This window comes from Lentzea miocenica (assembly GCF_033949945.1).
Classification (GTDB): Bacteria; Actinomycetota; Actinomycetes; order Mycobacteriales; family Pseudonocardiaceae; genus Lentzea; species Lentzea miocenica.
Genome location: NZ_JAXAVW010000006.1, coordinates 17,404 through 38,444, shown reverse-complemented (window position 1 = coordinate 38,444; position 21,041 = coordinate 17,404). Strand labels below are relative to the sequence as shown.

Here is a 21,041-nt window from a genome sequence, read left to right as displayed (position 1 = left end):
AATCTCGCATTCTGGGAGTGGCTGGTCGCATGCACTGAGAGCAATACGATCACCACGCCCGGTCATCGACGATGGTCGGGATGTTCCACGGTGTTCGACCCGGCACCCCTGTAACGCCGGAGCGATCACTCCCTGCACCGGAACAAGGAGCGTTCATGAAGCGCAAAACCATGGGCATCACCACCGCCCTGGTGTCCGCGGCGGCCCTGGCCGCCACGGGCACGTTCGGAGCCAGCGCGGCCGAGCAGGCGGGGACGATCTCCACCGCCCTCGGCCTCTCCGGCGGCGAGCAGCTCGTCCCCCGCGACGTCGTGCGCGACGCCGACGGCACGCACCACCTCCGGTTCGACCGCACCCTCAACGGCCTGAAGGTCATCGGCGGCGACCTCGTCGTCACGCAGAAGGCCGGCCGGATCAGCAGCGTCGCCAAGGCGTCCGAGGCCTCCCTCGCCGGCCTCGACACCTCGGCGCCCGCCACCGCGCAGGCCGACGCGAAGCTCGTCGTGTTCGCGCTGGACCACGCGCCCGTGCTGGCGTGGGAGACCGTCAAGCACAGCGTCAAGGAAGACCAGACGCCCAGCGAGCTGCACACGTTCACCGACGCCAAGACCGGTGAGACGCTGCTGTCCTACGACGACATCCACGTCGCGGAGGGCACCGGCCAGTCCACCTTCAGCGGCACCGTCCCGCTCAGCACGACCCAGTCGGGCTCGACGTTCCAGCTCAAGGACCCCGCGCGCGGCAACCAGGCCGTGAACAACCTCAACAACAGCTCCGGCACCGGCACGCTGTTCACCGACGCCGACAACAAGTGGGGCAACGGCACCTACACCGACAAGGCCACCGCCGGAGTCGACGCGGCGTTCGGCGCCGCGAAGACGTGGGACTACTACAAGAACATCCACGGCCGCAGCGGCATCAAGAACAACGGTGTGGGCGCCCTGAGCAAGGTCCACTACGGCAACAACTACAGCAACGCCTTCTGGAGCGACTCCTGCTTCTGCATGACCTACGGCGACGGAGCCCAGAACCGCAAGCCGCTGACCTCGCTCGACGTCGCCGCGCACGAGATGTCACACGGCGTCACCTCGGCCACCGCGGGCCTGGTCTACTCCGGTGAGTCCGGCGGCCTCAACGAGGCCACCAGCGACATCTTCGGCTCCACCACGGAGTTCTACGCCGCCAACGCCGCCGACGCCGGCGACTACCTGATCGGCGAGAAGATCGACATCCGCGGCGACGGCAAGCCGCTGCGCTACATGGACAAGCCCTCCAAGGACGGCAAGAGCCTCGACTACTGGTCCTCCACCGCGGGCAACGTCGACGTGCACTACTCCTCCGGCATCGCCAACCACTTCTTCTACCTGCTCTCCGAGGGCAGCGGCCAGAAGACGATCAACGGCGTCGCCTACGACTCCCCCACCGTCGACGGCCAGCCCGTCACCGGCATCACCCGCGCCAAGGCCGAGAAGATCTGGTACCGCGCGCTGACCACCAAGTTCACCTCCAGCACCAAGTACGCCGCCGCCCGCACCGGCACCCTCGCCGCCGCGGCCGACCTCTACGGCGCCTCGTCGCCCGAGTACGCGGCGGTCAACCGGGCCTGGGCCGCGGTCAACGTCAAGTAGCCGCCCCACGAGCGCCGAGGCCCGGACCGACCCCCTGCACGGTCCGGGCCTCGGCACAGTTCTGTCGCGAACACCCACGGCGCCTGATCTGCTGTGCCCATGGGGATGTACAACCACCCCAAGCTCCGCGAACTGACGTGCCCGCGCCGCGGGCACGTCAGCGACCACACCGCGCGGTTCCACTTCGGACACGTCACCCCGCGGGACTACGAGATCGGCGACACCCTCGAGCGTCCTCGACGCTCAGGGCTCCAGGTCGGTCGCCGCCAGGAACGACCCGTCCATGTAGAACGGCACCGACTGGTGCTCGTGCGTCACCAGCCACCGTCCGTCACGGCGCCGCAGCCCCACGGTCGTGCGCATCCACATCGAGAACCCCTCCGGATATCCCACCGGCACCGCGGCCATCCGCGACAACCCGTGCACGAACGCCACGTCACCGGACACCACGATCTCCAGGTCGCGGTGCTCGACGGTGATCGGCCCGTCGAACCCCGCCATCCACCCGGCCAGCGCCTCCGGGTCACGGGCGTCCAGACCCGTGTTGCGCAGCGGCGGGGCCAGCGTGAACGTCACCGCGTCCTCCGCGTACCGCGCCACGATCCGGGACGGCGACCGCTCCCGCATGCCCTCCACGAACTCGGTGAACAACGCGCGGATCGCGACCTCGTCCTGCACCAGCGTGTGCGTCATCTCGAAACCTCCGTCAAGTTGGCTGACACACCGATGTCGAGACACGACCCGCGGTCTCGACATGGCGGTGAGAAGATTTTTTCGAGCCGACGAGATGGAGGCAGGGAGTGAAGTACCTGATCCTGATCTACAGCAACCCGAAGTCGCGGGCCGCCTGGGAGAAGCTGGCCGACGAGCAGCAGATGAAGTTCGGCCAGGACCACTACGACCTCAGCGACAAGCTCCGCGCGTCCGGCGAGCTGATCGTCAGCGAAGGCCTCCCCGGACCGGAGACCGGCAAGGGCGTGAGCATCCGCGACGGCGAGGTCGTGGTCACCGACGGGCCGTTCGCGGAGGCCAAGGAGTACCTCGCCGGGTTCTACCTGGTCGAGGCCGACACGATCGACCAGGTCATCGCCCACGCCGCCACACTGCCCGACGCCCACCACGACGGCATCGAGGTCCGGCCGGTGTGGGACATGTTGATGCTGGACGACATGTGACGCCTCACCTGGAGGGCCTGCTGCGCGAACTCGCGCCGCAGGTCCTCGGCGTGCTCGTCCGCCGCCACGGCCAGTTCGACGTCTGCGAGGACGCCGTGCAGGAAGCCCTGCTCGGCGCCGCCCAGCAGTGGCCGGTGCAGGGCGTCCCGGACAACCCCAAGGGCTGGCTCATCACCGCGGCCAGCAGACGGTGGATCGAGCAGTACCGGTCCGACACCGCACGACGGCAGCGCGAGGAGAAGGTCGTCGCGCTCACCCCCGCACCGCCGGATCCGGCGCCGGCCCAGGACGACACGCTCACGATCCTCGCGATGTGCTGCCACGAAAGCCTCACCACGGCCTCGCAGATCGCCCTCACCCTGCGAGCCGTCGGAGGGTTGACCACCGCCGAGATCGCCCGGGCGTTCCTCGTCCCGGAAGCCACGGTCGCGCAACGGATCAGCCGCGCGAAGCAGAAGGTCAAAGGCGCCAAGTTCCGCGCACCACAGGACCTCACCGCCGTCCTGCACGTGCTGTACCTGATCTTCACCGAAGGCTCCACCGCGAGCTCGGGCGACGACCTCGTCCGAGTCGACCTCACCGCCGAAGCCATCCGGCTGACCCGCCAGCTGCACCGCAGACGACCACAGGACGGCGAACTCGCGGGGTTGCTGGCGTTGATGCTGCTCACCGACGCCCGCCGGCCCGCCCGCACCGACGAACAGGGCGCGCTCATCCCACTCGCCGAGCAGGACCGCGCCAAATGGGACCCGCAGGCCATCGCGGAGGGCACCGAACTCATCCAGAACGCCCTCAACACCGCGAAAATCGGCCCGTACCAGCTGCAGGCGGCGATCGCGGCCGTCCACGCGGAAGCCAAGACCGCGGAAGACACCGACTGGCACGAGATCCTCGGCCTCTACGACCTGCTCACCGTCACCGCGCCCGGCCCGATGGTCGCACTGAACCGGATCGTCGCCGTCGCCATGGTCCACGGCCCGAAGCAAGCACTCGGCGAACTGTCCACACTGGACCTCGACCACTACCGGGTACACGCCGTCAAAGCACATCTCCTCGACCTGCAAGGACAACACGACGCGGCGAAGCAGGAGTACGAGAAGGCGGCGAAGCTGACGCTGAGCGTGCCGGAGCGGCGTTACCTCAGCTCCCGGTCGCGCCACCCACGGTAGCGTCCGACGACGGCTCCTCCTGCGGCGGCGCCGCGGGCACCACACCCGCCAGATCGCCCCCGTTGTCGTTGACCCGCAACACGAACGGCCGCGTCTGCGTGTACTGGACGACCGAGATCGAGCACGGATCGACGACGATCCGCTGGAAACCGTCCAAGTGCACACCCAGAGCGTCAGCGAGCACGGCCTTGATCACGTCACCATGCGAGCACAGCACCCACACCGCACCAGGACCGTGCTCCGCGGTGATCCGGGCGTCATGCGCGCGCACAGCCGCCACCGCACGAGCCTGCACGTGCGCGAGGCCCTCACCCTCGGGGAAAACAGCGGCGGAAGGATGCTGCTGCACAACAGCCCACAACGGCTCGTTGAACAGGTCCTTCAACGCCTTACCGGTCCACTCGCCGTAGTCCACTTCGGACACGTCCGGCTCCGCCACCGCCGCCAGCGACCGATCCGCCAGCAACGGCGCCAACGTCTCCTCACACCGCTGCAACGGAGACGACACCACCGCCGCGACCGGAATGTCCTTCAACCGGCCCACCAGAGCCGTGGCCTGAGCCTGACCGCGTTCGTCCAACCCGACCCCGAGAGATCGCCCGGCGAGCACACCGGAACCGTTGGCGGTCGAACGAGCATGTCGAAGCAGGATCACCGTGGCCACGGACCCACCTTAGATCGGCTGCAGCAACCCCATCGACAGCAGCCCCATCAGCACGAGACCCAGCATCAACCGGTACCACACGAACGCCGAGTAAGAATGCTTCGAAACGTACTTCAACAACCACGCGATCGTCGCGTAACCCACCACGAACGAGATCAGCGTCGCCACGATCATCTGCGGAATCGACGCCTGCTCACCACCACCCGAGCGCTCCAGCACGTCCGGGATCGAGAACAACCCAGCCCCGAACACCGCCGGAATCGCCAGCAGGAACGAGTACCGCGCCGCCGCCTCGCGGTTCAACCCCAGGAACAGACCCGCCGTCAGCGTGCCACCCGAACGGGACACGCCCGGGATGAGCGCCAGCGCCTGCGCCAGCCCCATCCCGATCGCGTCCTTCATCCGCAACTCGTCCCGCTGATGCTTGGCCAGATGGTCCGCCAGACCGAGCAGCAGACCGAACACCACCAGCATCGTCGCCGTGATCCACAGGTTCCGCGCCGACGTCCGGATCTCGTCCTTCAACAGGTAACCGAGAACAGAGATCGGCACGGAACCGATGATCACGTACCAGGCGAGCTTGTAATCCTTCTCCTTGCGCGCCTCCGCGCTGAAGAGGCCGCGGAACCAGGCGCTGATGAAGCGCCCGATGTCCTTGGCGAAGTAGATCAGCACCGCCACCTCGGTACCCAGCTGGATGACCGCGGTGAACGAGGCGCCCGCGTCGTTGCCGAAGAACAGCGTCGACGTGATGCGCAGGTGCGCACTGCTGGAAATCGGCAGGAATTCCGTCAGTCCTTGGACCAGTCCGAGGACCAGAGCCTGCAACCAGCTCAACTACCCACTCCTGCCAGATCCAAAGCTTCGGCCGCGGTGCGAAGGCCCGCGATCCCCTGCTCGAGATCTTGCAGCATCGGCGAAACGGACAGCGTGGTGACCCCCGCGGCAGCGAGCGCCTTCATCTTGTCTGCTATGCGCTCCTTCGGGCCCAGCAACGACGTCGCGTCCAGGAACTCCAGCGGAATCGCGGCCATCGCACCGGCGTAGTCACGCGCCAGGTACTTCTCCTGGATCTCCTCGGCCTGAGCCGGGAAACCCATGCGCACCATCAGGTTGTTGTAGAAGTTCTGCTTGCGCGAACCCATACCGCCGACATACAGCGCCGTGTACGCACGAACCGGATCAGCACACGCCTTCCAGTCCTCACCGACGATCAACGGCACCGTCGGCACGACGTCGAACCCGTCCATCGTCAGCCCGGCCTTCTCCCGGCCCGCCTTCACACTCGCCAGCGACTCCGCCGAGTACTCCGGCGAGAAGAAGATCGCCAGCCAGCCGTCCGCGATCTCACCCGTCAGCTCCAGGTTCTTCGGACCCACAGCAGCCAGGTAGATCGGAATCTGGTCCCGCACGGGGTGCACCGTCAGCTGCAACGCCTTACCGGGACCATCCGGAAGCGGCAACGTGTAGTGCTCACCCTCATAACGCAACTTCTCGCGCGAGAGAGCCTTCTTCACGATCTCCACGTACTCACGCGTGCGCGCCAACGGCTTGTCGAACCGCACACCGTGCCAGCCCTCCGACACCTGCGGACCCGACACGCCGAGACCCATCCGGAACCGGCCACCGGACAAAGTGTCCAAAGTGGCCCCGGTCATCGCCGCCATCGCCGGCGTCCGCGCCGGAATCTGGAAGATCGCGCTACCGACGTCAATCCGTTCGGTCTGCGCGGCCACCCACGCGAGCACCGTCGGCGCATCGGAACCGTAGGCCTCCGCGGCCCACACCACCGAAAAACCGAGTCGGTCGGCCTCTTTGGCCAGCTCAAGGTTCGCGGCGTCGTTGCCGGCGCCCCAGTATCCGAGGTTCAGTCCGAGCTTCACGAGCCGTGACCCTACCGGTCAGTAACACCGATTGCCAGGCTCAGCCGATGATCACCCCTTAGCATCGCGCACGTGGAACAGCGATACCTCGGCCGCAGCGGCCTCCGCGTGTCCAGGACGGCACTGGGCACGATGACGTGGGGCCGCGACACCGACGCGGACGAGGCCGCCACCCAGCTCATGGCCTTCGCCGACGCCGGCGGCACCCTCATCGACACCGCCGACGTCTACACCGAAGGCGAAGCCGAACGCATCCTCGGCGGCCTCCTGGGCGAAATCGTCCCCCGCGACGAACTCGTCATCGCCACCAAAGCCGTCGCCCGCCGCACCGAAGGCCCCTTCGGCGGCGGCGCCTCCCGCGGCGCACTGCTGTCCGCCCTCGACGGCTCCCTGCGACGAATCGGCGTCGACCACATCGACCTGTGGCAACTGCACGCCTGGGACGTCAACGTGCCGATCGAGGAGTCGCTCTCCGCCCTCGACCAGGCAATCTCCTCCGGCAAGGTCCGCTACGCCGGCATCTCCAACTACAGCGGCTGGCAACTCGCCACCGCCGTCCTCACCCCCTCGACGTACCCGCTCACCTCCACCCAGGTCGAGTACTCCCTGCTGGAACGCGGCATCGAACGCGAAGTCGCCCCCGCCGCCCTGCACCACGGACTCGGACTGCTCCCATGGGCACCCCTCGGCCGCGGCGTCCTCACCGGCAAGTACCGCAACGGCACCCCACCGGACTCCCGCGGCGCGTCCGCGCACTTCGCGGGGTACGTCGAACAGCACCGCAACGAGCGAGCGGCCCGCATCGTCCAGGCCGTCGCCACCGCCGCCGACGGGCTCGGAACCTCGGCGTTGTGCGTCGCCCTCGCCTGGGTGCGCGACCGGCCCGGCGTGGTCGCACCCGTGGTGGGAGCACGCGACACGAACCAGCTGATCGCCTCGCTGGAGGCCGAGCAGCTGACGCTGCCACCCGCGATCCGCGCGGCCCTGGACGACGTCAGCGCCATCGAACTCGGCTATCCCGAACGCCCCATGCCCTGACACACACCCCGGGACATTAGGCCGAACGGAGTAGGTCTACCTTGCGCGCCGTGCCCGGATTAACACGACGCGCGTTCGTCGGCCTCACCACAACCGCCCTGGTCAGCACACCCGCAGCCGGCGCCCAGCCCCGCGCCGCCGACGACGCCTGGAACCGCCTCCTCGAAGGCAACGCCCGGTTCGTCGAAGGCCACCAGATCCACCCCCACGCCACCGGCCACTGGCGCGAACAACTCGTCGACGGCCAGCACCCCTTCGCCTGCGTCCTGGGCTGCGCCGACTCCCGCGTGCCACCCGAGATCGTGTTCGACGACGGCCTCGGCGACATCTTCACCATCCGCGCCGCCGGCGAAGTCCTCGACTCGAGCGTCATCGGCAGCATCGAGTACGCCGTCGAACACCTCCACGTTCCCCTCGTCGTGGTCCTCGGCCACGCCGGCTGCGGCGCCGTCAGCGCCACCATCGACGTCATCCGCGGAAAAGGCCACGTCACCGGCGACATCAGCACGCTCGTCCGCACCATCGAACCCGCCGTCCGCGCCACGGCCCCACACCCGGACGACCGCGCGTTCCTCGCCGCGTGCGTCGCCGAACAAGCCCTCCGCACCGCCGAGATCCTGCAAGAACGCAGCGTCATCATCCGCACGGCCATGGCCAGGAACGCCCTTGGTCTCATTGCGGCTTCTTACGACTTGAGTTCGGGCAGGGTGGTTGAACTTGAAAAACATTAGTTTTAGGTAACACTGAAGCGATAGAGATAACCAACGGATTCGGCCAACCGAGGTTTCACCCGACCCCTTGCGTGACCTGTGACCGCTCGTCAGGGATGCTGGAAGTCCACGACCTTGGGAGAGGAACCGATCTTGCGCCGGCTCGTAGCTCTGATCTTGACCACCGCCACGCTGGCAGCGTGCGGCCAGAGCGAGGGGTCACAGGATCCGCTGCAGGTAGCCGAGACCCTCGAAGCCGCGAAACCGGCCCACTCCCCCGCCCAGAACGCCACCCCGCCCGGCCAGATCACGCCCGGCGGCACGTTCACCGAGGGCGACACCACGCTGAAGTTCCAGGTCAACGGCCGCAACGTCGAGCTCGACCGGCTGCGCAGCGCGGTGTTCGAGATGACCACCGACGACAAGGGCACCGAGACCAGGGGCGCCGGCATCCGGGCGGGAGACGGCGCCACCAACGGCGTGCCGGACCGCTTCGGACGGCTGCTCGTCGTCGACACCCGCGGCGGCGAGTTCATCGCGTTCTCCATCAACCCGCTGATCATGCGCCAGCGCTACCCCGTGCCCGGCTCGCCCTATGGCATCGCCTACGACGCCAAGCGCGACATCGCGTGGATCACGCTCACCGAGCGCAACGAGGTCGTCGGACTCAACGTCGCCGGTGGCGAACCGACCGAGAAGCACCGGTTCCCCACCGTGCGTCAGCCCAACACGGTCAGCGTCGACCAGGACTCCGGACGTGTGACGGTCACGTCCGGCGACAACGGAGGGATACAGGTGATCTCGCCATGAACGAAGGGGTGATCGACGGGGACTGGGAGTACCGGCCGCTGCGTCTGCCGCCGGGAATCTCACGCCGCACCGCGACCACGCAGTTGGCCATCCACGCCGAGTTCGCCGGCTGGGAACTGTCCCGCACGCTGCTCTACGGCGACGGCTCCCGCAAGATCTGGCTGCGCCGCAAGCGCCAGCCGGCACTGGTACCAGGACTGATCACCTGACCCCGGTCAGCTGACCACCGCCTCACCGAACGCGAACGGACTCGCCTCGCACTCCGCGATGAAGTCCGCCGGAAAGCCCCGCTCGAACGGGGCCGACGCCTCCAGGCGCGCGACCGCTTCCGGCGGCAGCACCACCTCGCCCAGGCAGTCCGCGACCTGCTCCGGCGTCCGCGCGCCCACCAACGGCAGCACACCGGACGACCGCACCCACGCCAGCGCCACCTGAGCCGGCGTCGCGCCCAGCTCCTCCGCGACCGCGCGCACGGCCCACGCCGCACCCTCCTCCCGCTCGGTCAGCCGGCCCGCCCGCTGCGTACCGCCGGAAAGCTTTCCCGCGGCCAACGGCGACCACGCCGCCACGCTCATCCCCAACGCCGACGCCATCGGCAGCAACTCACGCTCCACATCACGCCGCAGCAGGTTGTACGGCACCTGCAACCCCGCGAACGCCGTCCAGCCCCGCCACTCCGCCAGCGTGTTCGCCCGCGCCACGAACCACGCCGGCGCGTCCGACACCCCGACGTAGAGCACCTTCCCGGCCCGCACCACGTCGTCCAGCGCCCGCATCGTCTCCTCGACCGGCGTGTGGCGATCCCACAGATGCACCCACAGCACGTCCACGTAGTCCGTCCGCAACCGCCGCAACGACTGCTCCAGCGACAGCACCAGGTTCTTGCGGTGATTCCCGCCCGCGTTCGGATCCCGCACGTCCCGCGACAACGTGTACTTCGTCGCCACCACGAACCGGTCCCGCCGCCGCAGCACCGCGCCGAGCACCTCCTCGCTCTCCCCGTACGCCGAAGCCGTGTCCAGGAAGTTCCCGCCGGCGTCGGCGTACACGTCGATCACCCGCCGCGCGTCCTCCTCCGAGCGCAACGTCATGGTGCCCAGCAACAACTCCGACACCCGCAGACCCGTCCGCCCGAACAACCGATATCGCATGATCCACAGCATCACCGCCGAGCGAAAACGGAGGGAGTCCCGCTCAGGGCCCCTCTAAACTCGGCGGTCATGGCCGACAACGCACTGGGCCGGTTCGTGCGCGCCCGCCGCGAAGCCACCACCCCACCGGACACCGCAGCACAGCGCCGCCGCACCCCGGGACTCCGGCGCGGCGAACTCGCCGATCGCGCGGGCATCAGCGTCGAGTACCTGACCCGCCTCGAACGCGGCACCGACCGCTCCCCCTCCGGCCAGGTCCTCGCCTCCCTCGCCGACGCGCTCGCGCTGACCACCCACGAACGCGTCCACCTGTACCGCCTGATCAAGGCGGACAGCACCTGCGCGCCACCCGGTCCCCCACAGCTGCGGCCGACCGTCCTCATGACACTGGAAGCACTCGAACCGAACGCCGCCTGCGTGCTCAGTCCCGCGGGCGACGTCCTGGCGTGCACCGAGCGGTTCCGCGAGATCTCGGGCCTCGACGACGAACCCAACCTCGTTCGCTTCGCCTTCAGCCAGGACGCCAAGGCCCACTACCCCGACTGGGACCAGATCGCGAACGACCGCGCCGCCGCACTCCGGGCAGCCGCGGACCTCGGCGACCACGCCGCGGCGGCACTCGCGTTCGAACTGTCCATCACCGCCGGCACCGCCTTCACCGACCGGTACAACTCCGCCGCCTCGCTCCCTCCCACCACCGGCACCGAGCGCTGGGGCCCTCACCTCCTCGTGTTCGAGACGCTGCACCTGGCAGGAGAAGCCGAACACCGTTTGATGGCCTACTTCAGTCAACACTGAAGCTATAGAGCATGACGAGCCAAGACCGGATGGAAGAATCGCCGTCATGCCTCGCCCGGAACGACCGCTCGACCCGTTCGCCGGGCCTGTCGAACAGTTCGCCTTCGACCTGCGCAAGCTCCGCGAGAAGGCCGGCTCCCCCGGCTACCGCGAACTCGGCAGGCTCAGCCACTACTCCGCCAGCACCCTCGCCGACGCCGCCCGCGGCCAGCGACTCCCGAGCCTGGCCGTCACCCTCGCGTTCGTCCGGTCCTGCGGTGGCGACGAGGAGACCTGGGAACGACGCTGGCGCGAGATCGGCCAGCAGGACGCGGACCAACCCGCCCCGGACTCCCCCTACGTCGGCCTCAAGGCGTTCACCGAACAGGACGCCGACCGCTTCTTCGGCCGGGAACGCCTCGTCGGCAAGCTGCTGGGCAAGCTGGAACACCACGACACCGTGCTCGTCGTCGGCGCGTCCGGCTCAGGCAAGTCCTCGCTGCTGCGGGCCGGCCTGCTCGCCCGCAACGACGGCGAGCTGATCACCCCGAGCACCCACGGCACTCTCCCCCGGACCGAGAAACTGCTGGTCATCGACCAGTTCGAAGAGATCTTCCAGCTTCCCCACCGCGACGAGTTCATCGCGGACCTGACGCAGCGCGCCCACAAGACCGTCATCGGCATGCGCGCCGACTTCTACGGTCACTGCGCCCGCTACCCCGACCTCGTCGACGCCGTCGAGGACGCGCAGGTCCTGGTCGGCCCGATGACCACCGACGAACTGCGCAGGGCCATCACCCAGCCCGCGGTCGAGGTCGGCTGCGCACTCGAGACCGGACTCGTCGCGCGGCTCATCGCGGACGCCACCGGCGAACCGGGCGTACTCCCCCACGTCAGCCACGCACTGCTCGAGACGTGGCACCGCAAGCGCGGCAACACCCTCACGCTCACCAGCTACCACGAGAGCGGCGGCATCGCCCGCGCCATCGCCACCACCGCCGAGAACGCCTACACCGGCCTCGACGAACACCAGCAAACCCAAGCACGCCAAGTGTTCCTCCGCCTGGTCACCCCCGGGCAGACCACAGAGGACACCAAACGCCGCGTCAAGCGGTCCGAACTCGCGGCGGACGAGGTCGTCGAACACCTCGCGAACGCCCGCATCCTCACCGTCGACGACGACAGCGTCGAGATCAGCCACGAAGCCGTCATCCGCAGCTGGCCCCGCCTCAAGGACTGGCTCGCCGAAGCGCGCGACGACCTGCGCGTGCACCGCCGCCTCACCGCGGCCGCCGCGTACTGGGAGGCGCACGACCGCGACCCCGGCTCGGTCTACCGGGGCGTCCCGCTCACCCAGGCCACCGACTGGGCCAACCGCGAACCCGGCGCCCTCAACGCCCAGGAGCAGGCGTTCCTCGACGCCAGCAAGGCCGCCGCCGAACACGAACTCGCCACCGAGAAGCACCGCACCACCAACCTGCGTCGCGTGGTCGCATTGCTCGCCGTACTGCTGCTCGTGGCCACCACCGCGACCGTGTTCGCCGTACGCGCGCAACGGCAGACCACCGAGCAGCGCACCAACGCGCTCGCACAGAAGGCCATCGCCGAGGCCAACGGCCTGCAGGACCGCGATCCCGGCCTCGCCAGCCAGCTGCGGCTGGCCGCCTACCGCCTGACCGGACTGCCGGCCGCCCGCGACAGCCTGCTCAGCACGTTCACCAAACCCCAGGTCACCGTGGCCAGGGGGCACGCGGACGCCACCTCGTTCGCGCTGTTCAGCCCCGACGGCAAGCTCATGGCCACGGCCGCCGACGACAAGATGCTGATCATCTGGGACTTCTCCGACCGCTACCACCCGGCCGAACTCGGCCGCGTGCCCGCCGGTGACGACGCCATCCACGGCATGGCGTTCAGCCCGGACAGCCGCACCCTCGCCACCGCCGGCTGGGACGGCCTCATCCGCCTCTACGACCTCACGGACCCGCGCAAACCCGTCGAGAAGGCCCGCATCACCGGCCACAACGGCCAGGTCCAGGCGGTCCAGTTCACCCCGGACGGCCGCACCCTCGTCAGCAGCGGCGAGGACAAGACCATCCGGATCTGGAACATCTCCGGCCCCGCCACCCTCGTGCGAACCATCCAGGCCCACGACAAGCTCGTGCACGCCGTCGCGCTCAACCGGGCCGGCACCACCATCGCGTCCTCGTCCTGGGACGGCACCGCCAAGATCTGGGACCTCGCGACCGGCGACCACCTCGCCACGATCGTCCTCTCCCCCACCAACTTCTCCTCGGACGCCGTCGCGTTCTCCCCAGACGGCGGCATGCTCGCCACCGGCGCCGAGAACGAGGGCGTGCGGCTGTGGGACGTCAAGGACCCGCGCAACCCCGCACTGCTCGGCACGGCCAGCGGGCACGACTCCTCGGTCCACGCGGTCGCCTTCTCCCCCGATGGCAGGTTCCTCGCCACCGGCGGCGGCGACAAGAGCACCCGGCTCTGGGACATCACCGACCCGCGGTCGATCCGGCTGGCCGCGGGGCTGGCCGGCCACACCGACTCCGTCTGGTCCGTCGCGTTCAGCCCCGACTCCCGGCAGATGGTCACCGCCACCACCGACGCCGAGGTCCGCGTGCTCGACGTCGCCAACCTCAACTACCCGCGCCACAACTGGACGACGTGGAAGCTCGACTACGACACGGGCGGCAAGTTCTTCGCCACCGCCTCCTCCGACGGCACCGTCAAGCTGTGGCGGCCGGAGGACCGGCACGCCCAGGAGATCTCCACCCTGCCGAAGCTCACCCCCGGCGACGAGGCGGCCACCGTCGACATCAGCCCCGACGGAAACCTCCTGTTCGCCTCGACCTACTCCGCGAGCGTCCTGTGGGACGTCCGCGACCCCGCCGAGCCCCGCGAGCTCAGCAGGGCGATCACCGGAACGTCACCGCTCGTCGCCGCGACCTTCAGCCACGACGGCAGGACGCTCGCCGTCTCCGAGGACAACGGCCTGATCGGGCTGTGGAACGTCACCGACCCCGCCCGCCCGGTGCAGACGGGCAGCTTCGCCGTCCGCAAGGCCGACACCGTGTGGCAGATCGAGTTCTCCCAGGACGACCGCACGCTCGTCGTCGCCAACGGCAGCCGCGAGCTCCAGCTGTGGGACGTCAGCGATCCGGCCAAGCCGCGCGCCCACCCGGCGCTGCGCACCGACGACAACCCCGACCCCATCCGCCGCGGCGGGCAGGCCGGGCGGGAGGAGGTCATGACCGTCGTCATCCACGGCACCGTCATGGCGTTCGCGAACATGGGCAGCAGCGGCGCGCTGTACGACATCAGTGATCCCGCACAGCCGCGCAAGCTCGGCTCCCTGCCGAACGACGGCGGACCGCTGCAACGCCTCGTCTTCTCCCCCGACGGCACCCACATCGCCGCCGGGACGACCGACGACGCCGTTCGCGTGTGGGACGTGCGCGATCCCCGCAACCCCCAGGTGCGGGCAGTGCTGCACGGTCACACGGAACGGGTGTGGGGCGTGGCCTTCGCGCCGGACAACCGCACCCTCGCGACCACGGGAACGGACCGGACGGTCCGCATCTGGGACATCGACGTCGAGGCGACCGCGGCCCGCGTGTGCGCTACTACGACGGCGCACCTGTCCACTCGGCACTGGGAGCACTACTTCCCCGGCGTCGACCCGAGGCCTCTTTGCTGAACAACACCCTCACCATCCCTCTCGGCCCCATTTGTAGTGCGAAAACGTTGTGCGGTGTCGACGTCCGGGCGTCGTACAACAACGTTCGTGCAACTGGGACGAGCAACCGGGGAACGGCTTACTTCAGTCAACACTGAAACAATAAAATACACCGAACTGGTTGCAGATGTGATCAGATTCGTTGTCATGGAGCTCGTGCCGCACGAAGTCGGGGTCGCGCACAGCGCACTGCCGCACGACGAAACGTCCACCCGTGCCCTGCTCGCCGAAGCCGCGGCGCAGGGTCTGCACACAGTTGTCGTCTCGGCTGAGGAAGGCGACGAACGCGCAATGGCCGTGCTGCGCGAATTACGCGCGGAATGGCACACCGCGGGAGGGCGGATCACCGCCCAGCTCGACACCGACGCCCAGGGTCAGCTGGCCCACCTGTGGGGCCTGTCGGCCGACGGGCGCGCCGCGTGGCTGGCGGCGTTCCCCCGTCACGACGACCCGAACTGGTGGATGCACCGCCTGCTGGTGCTCAACCACCATCCGGAGTGGGCGCCGCTGAAGGACTGGCTGGTCGACGAGCACGTGCGGCTCTTCGGCCGCCCGCCGGGAAGACGCCGGTCGAGCCCGGCAGGTCGCTGAGGTCCTTCTGGCGCCACCGCCGGAACCACGACGTCGGGTCGGCCTGCTGGCCGGCCCGACGCGGTGACACGACCGCGTGCGCCAGCGAGTTCGTCCACGGCACACCCACCGCGATCAGGTCGCCGTGCCTGCCCGCGATCCACACGACGCCGGTGTCGACCACGTTCGCGGTCACGTCCACGTCCGGGTTCGGGAAGCGCACCAACGCGGGCCCGTCCGGCAGGTCGGCGATCCCGGCGAGGTGGTGACCTCGCCGCCAGGGGAACAGCGTGATCGGTGCCGGAACCCACTGCTCCGAGTGCAGCACGGCGTTCGCGGCGACGCGCGCCCGGCGGGCCGCCCCGATCCCGGCGGGCAGGTCGAGCACCGTCGGCAGCACCAGCAGGCCGGCGGCCATCAGCCCGGTCGGCACGACCGGCGAGACGCTCAGCGCGACCAGCACGCCGGCGATCACGAGGCTGACCGTCAGCAGCCCCAGCATTCCGGGGATGAGCACCCTGACGAGCCGCGCCGCCTCCCGGAGCGCGGGATCGTCCTGGGGACGGCCGAGCGCGCGGTCCACCCGTGCCGCAGGCGGGTACTCCCCCTCGTCGACCTCGGCGGGACGCATGTCCGCGGACCCAGCGGCCCGGATCATCGCCCGCCCGTCCGCGTCCGGGCCACAGACGAAGACCTCCTGCCGGTCGAGGATCATGTCCGGCAGGTCGTGGAACGAGCCTTTGAGCACCAGCCCGTCGAGCAGCACGCGGTCGCACGGGTCGTTCTCCGGCTTCTCCGCGACGGTGGCGGGCACGCGCCGCCACGGCTCGTCCAGCAGGCCACGCCGCAGCGCACGGGCCCCGGCCACGCCGACGAGGGGCGCGACCAGGTAGAGCAGCAGGATCCAGCCCAGCACGACCATCGCGACGGTGTTCGCGGCCGACGACGGCACGAAGAAGCAGGCGGCGAACGTCACCACGGCGAGGAACGCGACGACGCGGTGCTCGGTGCCGACGCCATCGTCCCGCAGACTCAGTCTCGTCGACCAGTCGTCCTTCGCGGGCACGTCCGTCCGCGGCTCCAGGTACTTCAGCACCAGCCCCCAGCTATGCCTTGGCGGCCACCTCGCGGATCAGGTTCGCGAGCTCAGTCGGCCGTTCCAAGGGGAGCATATGTCCGGCATCGGCCAGAACGACCGAAGTTCCGCCGAACCTCACAGCGTCCGTCTCCGGCACCAGCCGGTCCTCGTCCCCGACCACGGCGACGACGGCCTTCTCCTTGGCCACGGTCAGCCCGGCCTCGCGGTCGTACCGGTCCACCGCGGGCCGGAACAGCGCGACCGTCTCCGGCCAGTGCCCCCACACCATGTCCGCGGTCAGCTCCACGTCCTGGTCGTCGGGCTGATCGCCGAACAACCACCACCGCAGCCCCGCGGTCTTGGTCGGCTCGATCTTCTCCCGCACCGCCCGCACGATCGGCCCGAACGCCCGTTCCAGCTCCCGCACGAGCTTCCCGAGCGCCTTCGGCCACGCCAGCGAGGTCTCGCTCATCCCGCTCGCCGCCGTCGACACGAACACGTTGCCCAGCACCCGCTGCCGGAACAGCCGCGGCCGGCGCTCGGCCATCGCCAGCGCCGCCATGCCACCCATCGAATGCCCGACCACCACGACCTGACCCGCCGGCACGGCCCGTTCGATCAACTCCCCCAGGTCCTCGCCGAGCTGGTCGATCGTCGCGGTCTCCTTGGTCGCCGGCCCGGACTTGCCGTGCCCGCGGTGGTCGTAGGAGATGACCTGGAAGTCCGTGGAGAGCAGCTCCGCGACCTTGTGCCAGCTCCGGTGGTCGAGTGCGTAGCCGTGTGTCAGCACGACCGTCACCGGCGCCTCGGGGTCGCCCGCGCGCACCACGTTCAGCTCGGTCCCGTCCTCCAGCCGCACCATGGGTTTCCTTTCGCCGTGTCGTCTGTTCGTCCTAACGAGACAACACGGCGAAAGGACACGATCTAAACGCGGCCGAGCACCACATCGGGTGGCACCTGCCCGGCAACCCCAGGCACACCGCGGAACTCGTAGGCCGAGGCCTGACCGCCGGGCTGGATGATCCAGGCCTCCCCCGGCTCCCCTTCTGCCAGCACCGACTGCAGCGCGTCGGCGATGTCCGAGGGCGTCAGCAGAGGGAACGACATCGAGTCGAACTCCTCCTTCGCCGCCCCGAGCAGCAAGGTGTCCACGAACCCCGGGCACAGCGCGGCCACCACGATCCCGTCGGCGGCCAACGCCCTGCCCGCCGCCCGCGCGTACCCGACCACCGCGTGCTTGGTCAGCGTGTACAACGGATCCGCCGGCATGGCCGCCAGCCCCGCCAGCGACGCGGTGATCACGATCTTCCCGCCACCCTGCCGCCGCAACGCCGGCACCGCTGCGCACAGCCCGTACACCACGTGGTCGACGTTGACCCCGACCAGCTTCCGGTACCGGGCGACGTCCAGCGCGTCGTCCACCCCGGCCTGACCGCCACCGATCCCGGCGTTCAGGTGCACGACGTCGAGCCGCCCGAACACCTTCTCCACCTGCTCCACGACGGCGGGCATCGTGTCGGGGTCGGCGACGTCACCAGTGATGGCGATCCCGCCCACCGCGGACGCGATCCGCTGTGCACCGGCCGCGTTCAGGTCGAGCACCGCCACCCGAGCCCCGAGCTTCGCGAGCCTGCGCACCGCGGCCGCGCCGATTCCTCTCGCGCCACCGGTGACGAGCGCTACCTGACCGGTCAGGTCCACAGTGGACACGAGACTCTCCTCAGCTGTTGCGCAGGAAACGGTCCAGAACGCGTACGCCGAACTTCAGCGCCTCCACCGGCACGCGCTCGTCCACGCCGTGGAAGAGCCCGGAGAAGTCGAGGTCGGCGGGCAGCTTCAGCGGCGAGAAGCCGAAGTTGCGGATGCCCAGCTGCTGGAACGACTTGGCGTCCGTGCCGCCGGACAGCATGTACGGCAGCACGCGGGCGCCGGGGTCCTCGGCGATCAGCGACGCCGTCATCGCGTCCACCAGCGCGCCGTCGAACGTCGTCTCCACCGGCGGCAGGCCGACCCACTCGCGTTCGACGTCCGGGCCGAGCAGCTCGGCGAGCTCGCGGTCGAACGCCTCCTCGCGGCCCGGCAGGATCCGGCAGTCCACAGTGGCCTCCGCGGTCGACGGGATCACGTTCGCCTTGTACCCGGCGGACAACATGGTCGGGTTCGCCGTGTCGCGCAGCGTCGCGCCGATCATCCGCGACAGCGCGCCGAGCTTGCCGATCGAGCCCTCGATGTCGTCCTCGGGGAAGTCGAGGCCGGTGATCTCGCTGACCCCGTCCAGGAACTCCCGCACCGACGGACGCACGATCAACGGCCACTTGTGCTGGTCGAGCTTCGTGACGGCGGCGGCGAGCTTCGCGACCGCGTTGTCGCGGTGGATCATGCTGCCGTGCCCGGCGGTGCCCTTGACCCGCAGCTTGAGCCAGCGGATGCCCTTCTCGGCGGTCTCGACCAGGTACGCGCGGACGTCGTCCTTCAGCGTGATCGAGAACCCGCCGACCTCGCTGATCGCCTCGGTGACGCCCTCGAACAGCTCCGGCCGGTTCTCCACCAGCCACTTCGCGCCGAACAGCCCGCCCGCTTCCTCGTCGGCGAGGAACGCGAAGACGATGTCGCGCGGCGGCATGATGTTGTTGCGCTTGAAGTGCCGCGCCAGGGCCAGCGTCATGCCGACCATGTCCTTCATGTCGACAGCGCCGCGCCCCCAGACGTAACCGTCCTGCACGGCACCGGAGAACGGGTGCACGGACCACTCCGAGGCGTCCGCGGGCACGACGTCGAGGTGACCGTGCACCAGAAGCGCCCCACGACTGGGATCCGCGCCGGCCAGGCGCGCGATCACGTTGCCGCGGCCCTTGGCCCCGGACTCGACGTAGGTGGTCTCGTAGCCGACCTCGGACAGCTTCTCGGCCACCCACTCGGCGGCTTCGCGCTCCCCCACCACCGTCGCGGGATCACCCGTGTTGGTGGTGTCGATCCTGATCAGCTCGCTGACCAGCGTGACGGCCTCGTCTTCTGCCAGTGCCAGTGCGTTCCCCGTTGTGCTCACCCCGTCTTCCTACCACCTGTCAGTTCTTGGCCAATCCGTCAGAACACCGACCAGCCCGTGAGAGTGGTGAAACGGTCCAGCGCGTCGACTCCCGCGACGGAGTTCCCTCGCGCGTCCAATGCTGGACTCCACACGCAGATCGCGCACTTTCCGGGAACCACGGCGATGATCCCGCCGCCGACGCCGCTCTTGCCGGGCAGGCCGACCCGGTAGGCGAACTGGCCGGCGGCGTCATAGGTGCCGCAGGTGAGCATCACGGCGTTGACCCGCTTGGCGCCGCTCACGCCCAACAACCGTGTGCCGTCGTTGCGGACACCGTGGCGTGCGAGGAACAAGGTGGCTTTGGCAAGATCCGCGCAGCTCATCGCGATCGAGCACTGCCGGACGTACTCGTGCACCACGACGTCGACGGAGTTGCGCATGTTCCCGTACGAGCCCATGAAGTGGGCGAGCGCGCGGTTGCGGTCGGAGTGGTCCAGCTCGGACTTGGCGACCTCGGGATCGACGTCGAGCGCGAAGTTGCCGCTCTCCTGCCGCAGGAAGTCCAGCAGCCGGTCGGCGGCGCCGAGCCCGAGGTGGTCGGTGACGACGAGCGCGCCCGCGTTGATGAACGGGTTGCGCGGGATGCCCTGCTCGGTCTCCAGCTGGACCAGCGAGTTGAACGGAGAGCCGGACGGTTCACGGCCCACGCGCGTCCACACGCCGTCGTCCTGGGAGAGCGCCAGGGCGAGCATGAACGCCTTGGAGATGCTCTGGATCGAGAACGGGGTCCGGTAGTCCCCGGCGCCGAAGACCTCGCCGTCCAGTGTGGCGACGGCGAGGCCGAAGGCGTGCGGGTCGATCCTGGCGAGCGCCGGGATGTAGTCGGCTACGGCACCACCCGGTGTGACTTCTGAGGCGATGCGGTCGACCAGATCCTGGAGCTCCATGCCGCCAATCCCATCACGGGACCGGCACTACGCCACCTGGAACTCGTGGAACTTGGTGGCCTGACCGGCCTTGACCGTGCAAGGCGAGTTGACGGTGCCGATCCACGTCGGGTCGCCGTTCGCGTAGCGCGGCGTCAGCGAAAGGGTCGCGTTGCCGAGGGAGATCGTGGTCGTGCCGGCGTTGGCGAGCGTCATCGACGGCAGCGTGCCCGTCGCGACGACCTGGAACGTGCCCGAGGAGGGAACCGCGGTGTTCGGGATCGTCGACGTCGCCGTCAGGTTCTGCACCGTGCCGGCGTTGTCGACCGCGACGTTGGTGGTCAGCGTGCCGTCGACGGAGCGGCCTCCAATCCACCACAGGGTGTTCCTGATGTCGTCCGACACGGTGGCGGTCACCGTGTGCGACGCGGGCGCGGTCGGCACGCCGACGGTGGCGGAGTCGGGTACGTCCGGCGACGTGACAAGTGCGGGAACGTCGTGCACGCCCGTGATCGAGAACTCGCACACGTAGGTGATGTCCAGCGAGGCGGTCGCGGCGGAACTGGTGCCGGCCGTCGCCACGCTCAGCGCTCCGGCAACCAGAACGACCGCGGCGGCGCGAGTGAAAAATCCGGTCTTCATCTGCAGGGACCTCCTGAGTACGACATTGAACTGCAAGAAGGCGG

21 protein-coding genes are annotated in these 21,041 nt (G+C 69.2%); 10 read left to right on the top strand and 11 right to left on the bottom strand.

Annotated features, from left to right (window positions below; all coding sequences use genetic code 11):
* Positions 1-155: 155 nt before the first annotated feature.
* Positions 156-1,628, top strand: a complete 1,473-nt coding sequence (locus tag SK803_RS08860; protein ID WP_319965330.1) for a M4 family metallopeptidase — start codon at positions 156-158, stop codon at positions 1,626-1,628.
* Between the two features lie 243 nt (positions 1,629-1,871).
* On the opposite strand, the gene SK803_RS08855 is transcribed toward SK803_RS08860, so the two are convergent.
* Positions 1,872-2,321: a YybH family protein gene (locus tag SK803_RS08855; protein ID WP_319965329.1), complete on the bottom strand. Its 450-nt coding sequence runs from the start codon at positions 2,319-2,321 to the stop codon at positions 1,872-1,874.
* Between the two features lie 107 nt (positions 2,322-2,428).
* Between SK803_RS08855 and SK803_RS08850 the strand changes: the two genes are divergently transcribed.
* Both SK803_RS08850 and SK803_RS08845 read left to right on the top strand, forming a co-directional pair.
* Entirely contained in the window at positions 2,429-2,803 is a 375-nt protein-coding gene (locus SK803_RS08850) for a YciI family protein (protein WP_319965328.1), read from the top strand.
* Entirely contained in the window at positions 2,800-3,972 is a 1,173-nt protein-coding gene (locus SK803_RS08845) for an RNA polymerase sigma factor (protein WP_319965327.1), read from the top strand. Before SK803_RS08850 ends, SK803_RS08845 begins: the two co-directional genes overlap by 4 nt.
* Here SK803_RS08845 and SK803_RS08840 read toward each other — a convergent pair.
* The 3 genes from SK803_RS08840 to SK803_RS08830 are packed head-to-tail and all read right to left on the bottom strand — an operon-like array spanning position 3,944 to position 6,519.
* A complete protein-coding gene (locus SK803_RS08840; RefSeq protein WP_319965326.1) occupies positions 3,944-4,636 on the bottom strand; it encodes a histidine phosphatase family protein in 693 nt (230 codons plus the stop codon). The genes SK803_RS08845 and SK803_RS08840 overlap by 29 nt on opposite strands.
* A 9-nt stretch (positions 4,637-4,645) precedes the next feature.
* Positions 4,646-5,473 (bottom strand): undecaprenyl-diphosphate phosphatase, encoded by an 828-nt coding sequence (locus tag SK803_RS08835; protein ID WP_319965325.1) that lies wholly within the window; start codon positions 5,471-5,473, stop codon positions 4,646-4,648.
* Positions 5,470-6,519: an LLM class F420-dependent oxidoreductase gene (locus SK803_RS08830; RefSeq protein WP_319965324.1), complete on the bottom strand. Its 1,050-nt coding sequence runs from the start codon at positions 6,517-6,519 to the stop codon at positions 5,470-5,472. Before SK803_RS08830 ends, SK803_RS08835 begins: the two co-directional genes overlap by 4 nt.
* Positions 6,520-6,591: 72 nt before the next feature.
* Between SK803_RS08830 and SK803_RS08825 the strand changes: the two genes are divergently transcribed.
* The 4 genes from SK803_RS08825 (at position 6,592) to SK803_RS08810 (ending at position 9,286) form a co-directional block, all read left to right on the top strand.
* Complete coding sequence (locus tag SK803_RS08825; RefSeq protein ID WP_319965323.1) at positions 6,592-7,557, top strand: aldo/keto reductase; 966 nt, start codon at positions 6,592-6,594, stop codon at positions 7,555-7,557.
* 50 nt (positions 7,558-7,607) lie between these two features.
* Positions 7,608-8,288, top strand: a complete 681-nt coding sequence (locus tag SK803_RS08820) for a carbonic anhydrase (protein ID WP_319965604.1) — start codon at positions 7,608-7,610, stop codon at positions 8,286-8,288.
* 156 nt (positions 8,289-8,444) lie between these two features.
* A complete protein-coding gene (locus tag SK803_RS46495) occupies positions 8,445-9,077 on the top strand; it encodes a YncE family protein (RefSeq protein WP_406601507.1) in 633 nt (210 codons plus the stop codon).
* Positions 9,074-9,286, top strand: a complete 213-nt coding sequence (locus SK803_RS08810) for a DUF5703 family protein (RefSeq protein ID WP_030475146.1) — start codon at positions 9,074-9,076, stop codon at positions 9,284-9,286. The genes SK803_RS46495 and SK803_RS08810 overlap by 4 nt, the downstream gene beginning before the upstream one ends.
* Before the next feature lie 6 nt (positions 9,287-9,292).
* Here SK803_RS08810 and SK803_RS08805 read toward each other — a convergent pair whose 3' ends face one another.
* Entirely contained in the window at positions 9,293-10,228 is a 936-nt protein-coding gene (locus SK803_RS08805; protein ID WP_319965322.1) for an aldo/keto reductase, read from the bottom strand.
* 69 nt (positions 10,229-10,297) lie between these two features.
* Here SK803_RS08805 and SK803_RS08800 point away from each other — a divergent pair, with 69 nt between their 5' ends.
* The 3 genes from SK803_RS08800 (at position 10,298) to SK803_RS08790 (ending at position 15,344) form a co-directional block, all read left to right on the top strand.
* The gene (locus tag SK803_RS08800; RefSeq protein ID WP_319965321.1) at positions 10,298-11,026 is read left to right on the top strand and encodes a helix-turn-helix domain-containing protein; all 729 of its coding nucleotides are present in this window, start codon (positions 10,298-10,300) and stop codon (positions 11,024-11,026) included.
* Positions 11,027-11,072: 46 nt separating this feature from the next.
* On the top strand, positions 11,073-14,714 hold the full coding sequence (locus tag SK803_RS08795) for an nSTAND1 domain-containing NTPase (protein WP_319965320.1): 3,642 nt from the start codon (positions 11,073-11,075) through the stop codon (positions 14,712-14,714).
* Positions 14,715-14,882: 168 nt separating this feature from the next.
* Positions 14,883-15,344, top strand: coding sequence for a hypothetical protein (locus tag SK803_RS08790; protein WP_319965319.1), 462 nt, complete (start codon positions 14,883-14,885; stop codon positions 15,342-15,344).
* Here the strand turns inward: SK803_RS08790 and SK803_RS08785 are convergent.
* The 6 genes from SK803_RS08785 to SK803_RS08760 form a co-directional block, all read right to left on the bottom strand.
* Positions 15,235-16,419 (bottom strand): hypothetical protein, encoded by a 1,185-nt coding sequence (locus tag SK803_RS08785; protein ID WP_319965318.1) that lies wholly within the window; start codon positions 16,417-16,419, stop codon positions 15,235-15,237. The two genes, SK803_RS08790 and SK803_RS08785, sit on opposite strands and share 110 nt — an antisense overlap.
* A gap of 10 nt (positions 16,420-16,429) precedes the next feature.
* Positions 16,430-17,263 carry an alpha/beta fold hydrolase gene (locus SK803_RS08780; RefSeq protein ID WP_319965317.1) on the bottom strand — a complete coding sequence of 278 codons (834 nt, stop codon included), beginning with the start codon at positions 17,261-17,263 and terminating at the stop codon, positions 16,430-16,432.
* A 62-nt stretch (positions 17,264-17,325) separates the two neighbouring features.
* Complete coding sequence (locus tag SK803_RS08775; RefSeq protein WP_319965316.1) at positions 17,326-18,111, bottom strand: SDR family oxidoreductase; 786 nt, start codon at positions 18,109-18,111, stop codon at positions 17,326-17,328.
* 10 nt (positions 18,112-18,121) lie between these two features.
* Positions 18,122-19,447, bottom strand: a complete 1,326-nt coding sequence (locus SK803_RS08770; RefSeq protein WP_319965315.1) for a M20/M25/M40 family metallo-hydrolase — start codon at positions 19,445-19,447, stop codon at positions 18,122-18,124.
* 38 nt (positions 19,448-19,485) lie between these two features.
* Positions 19,486-20,376, bottom strand: a complete 891-nt coding sequence (locus tag SK803_RS08765) for a glutaminase (RefSeq protein ID WP_319965314.1) — start codon at positions 20,374-20,376, stop codon at positions 19,486-19,488.
* 27 nt (positions 20,377-20,403) lie between these two features.
* Positions 20,404-20,997: a DUF6801 domain-containing protein gene (locus SK803_RS08760; RefSeq protein WP_319965313.1), complete on the bottom strand. Its 594-nt coding sequence runs from the start codon at positions 20,995-20,997 to the stop codon at positions 20,404-20,406.
* Positions 20,998-21,041: the final 44 nt, after the last annotated feature.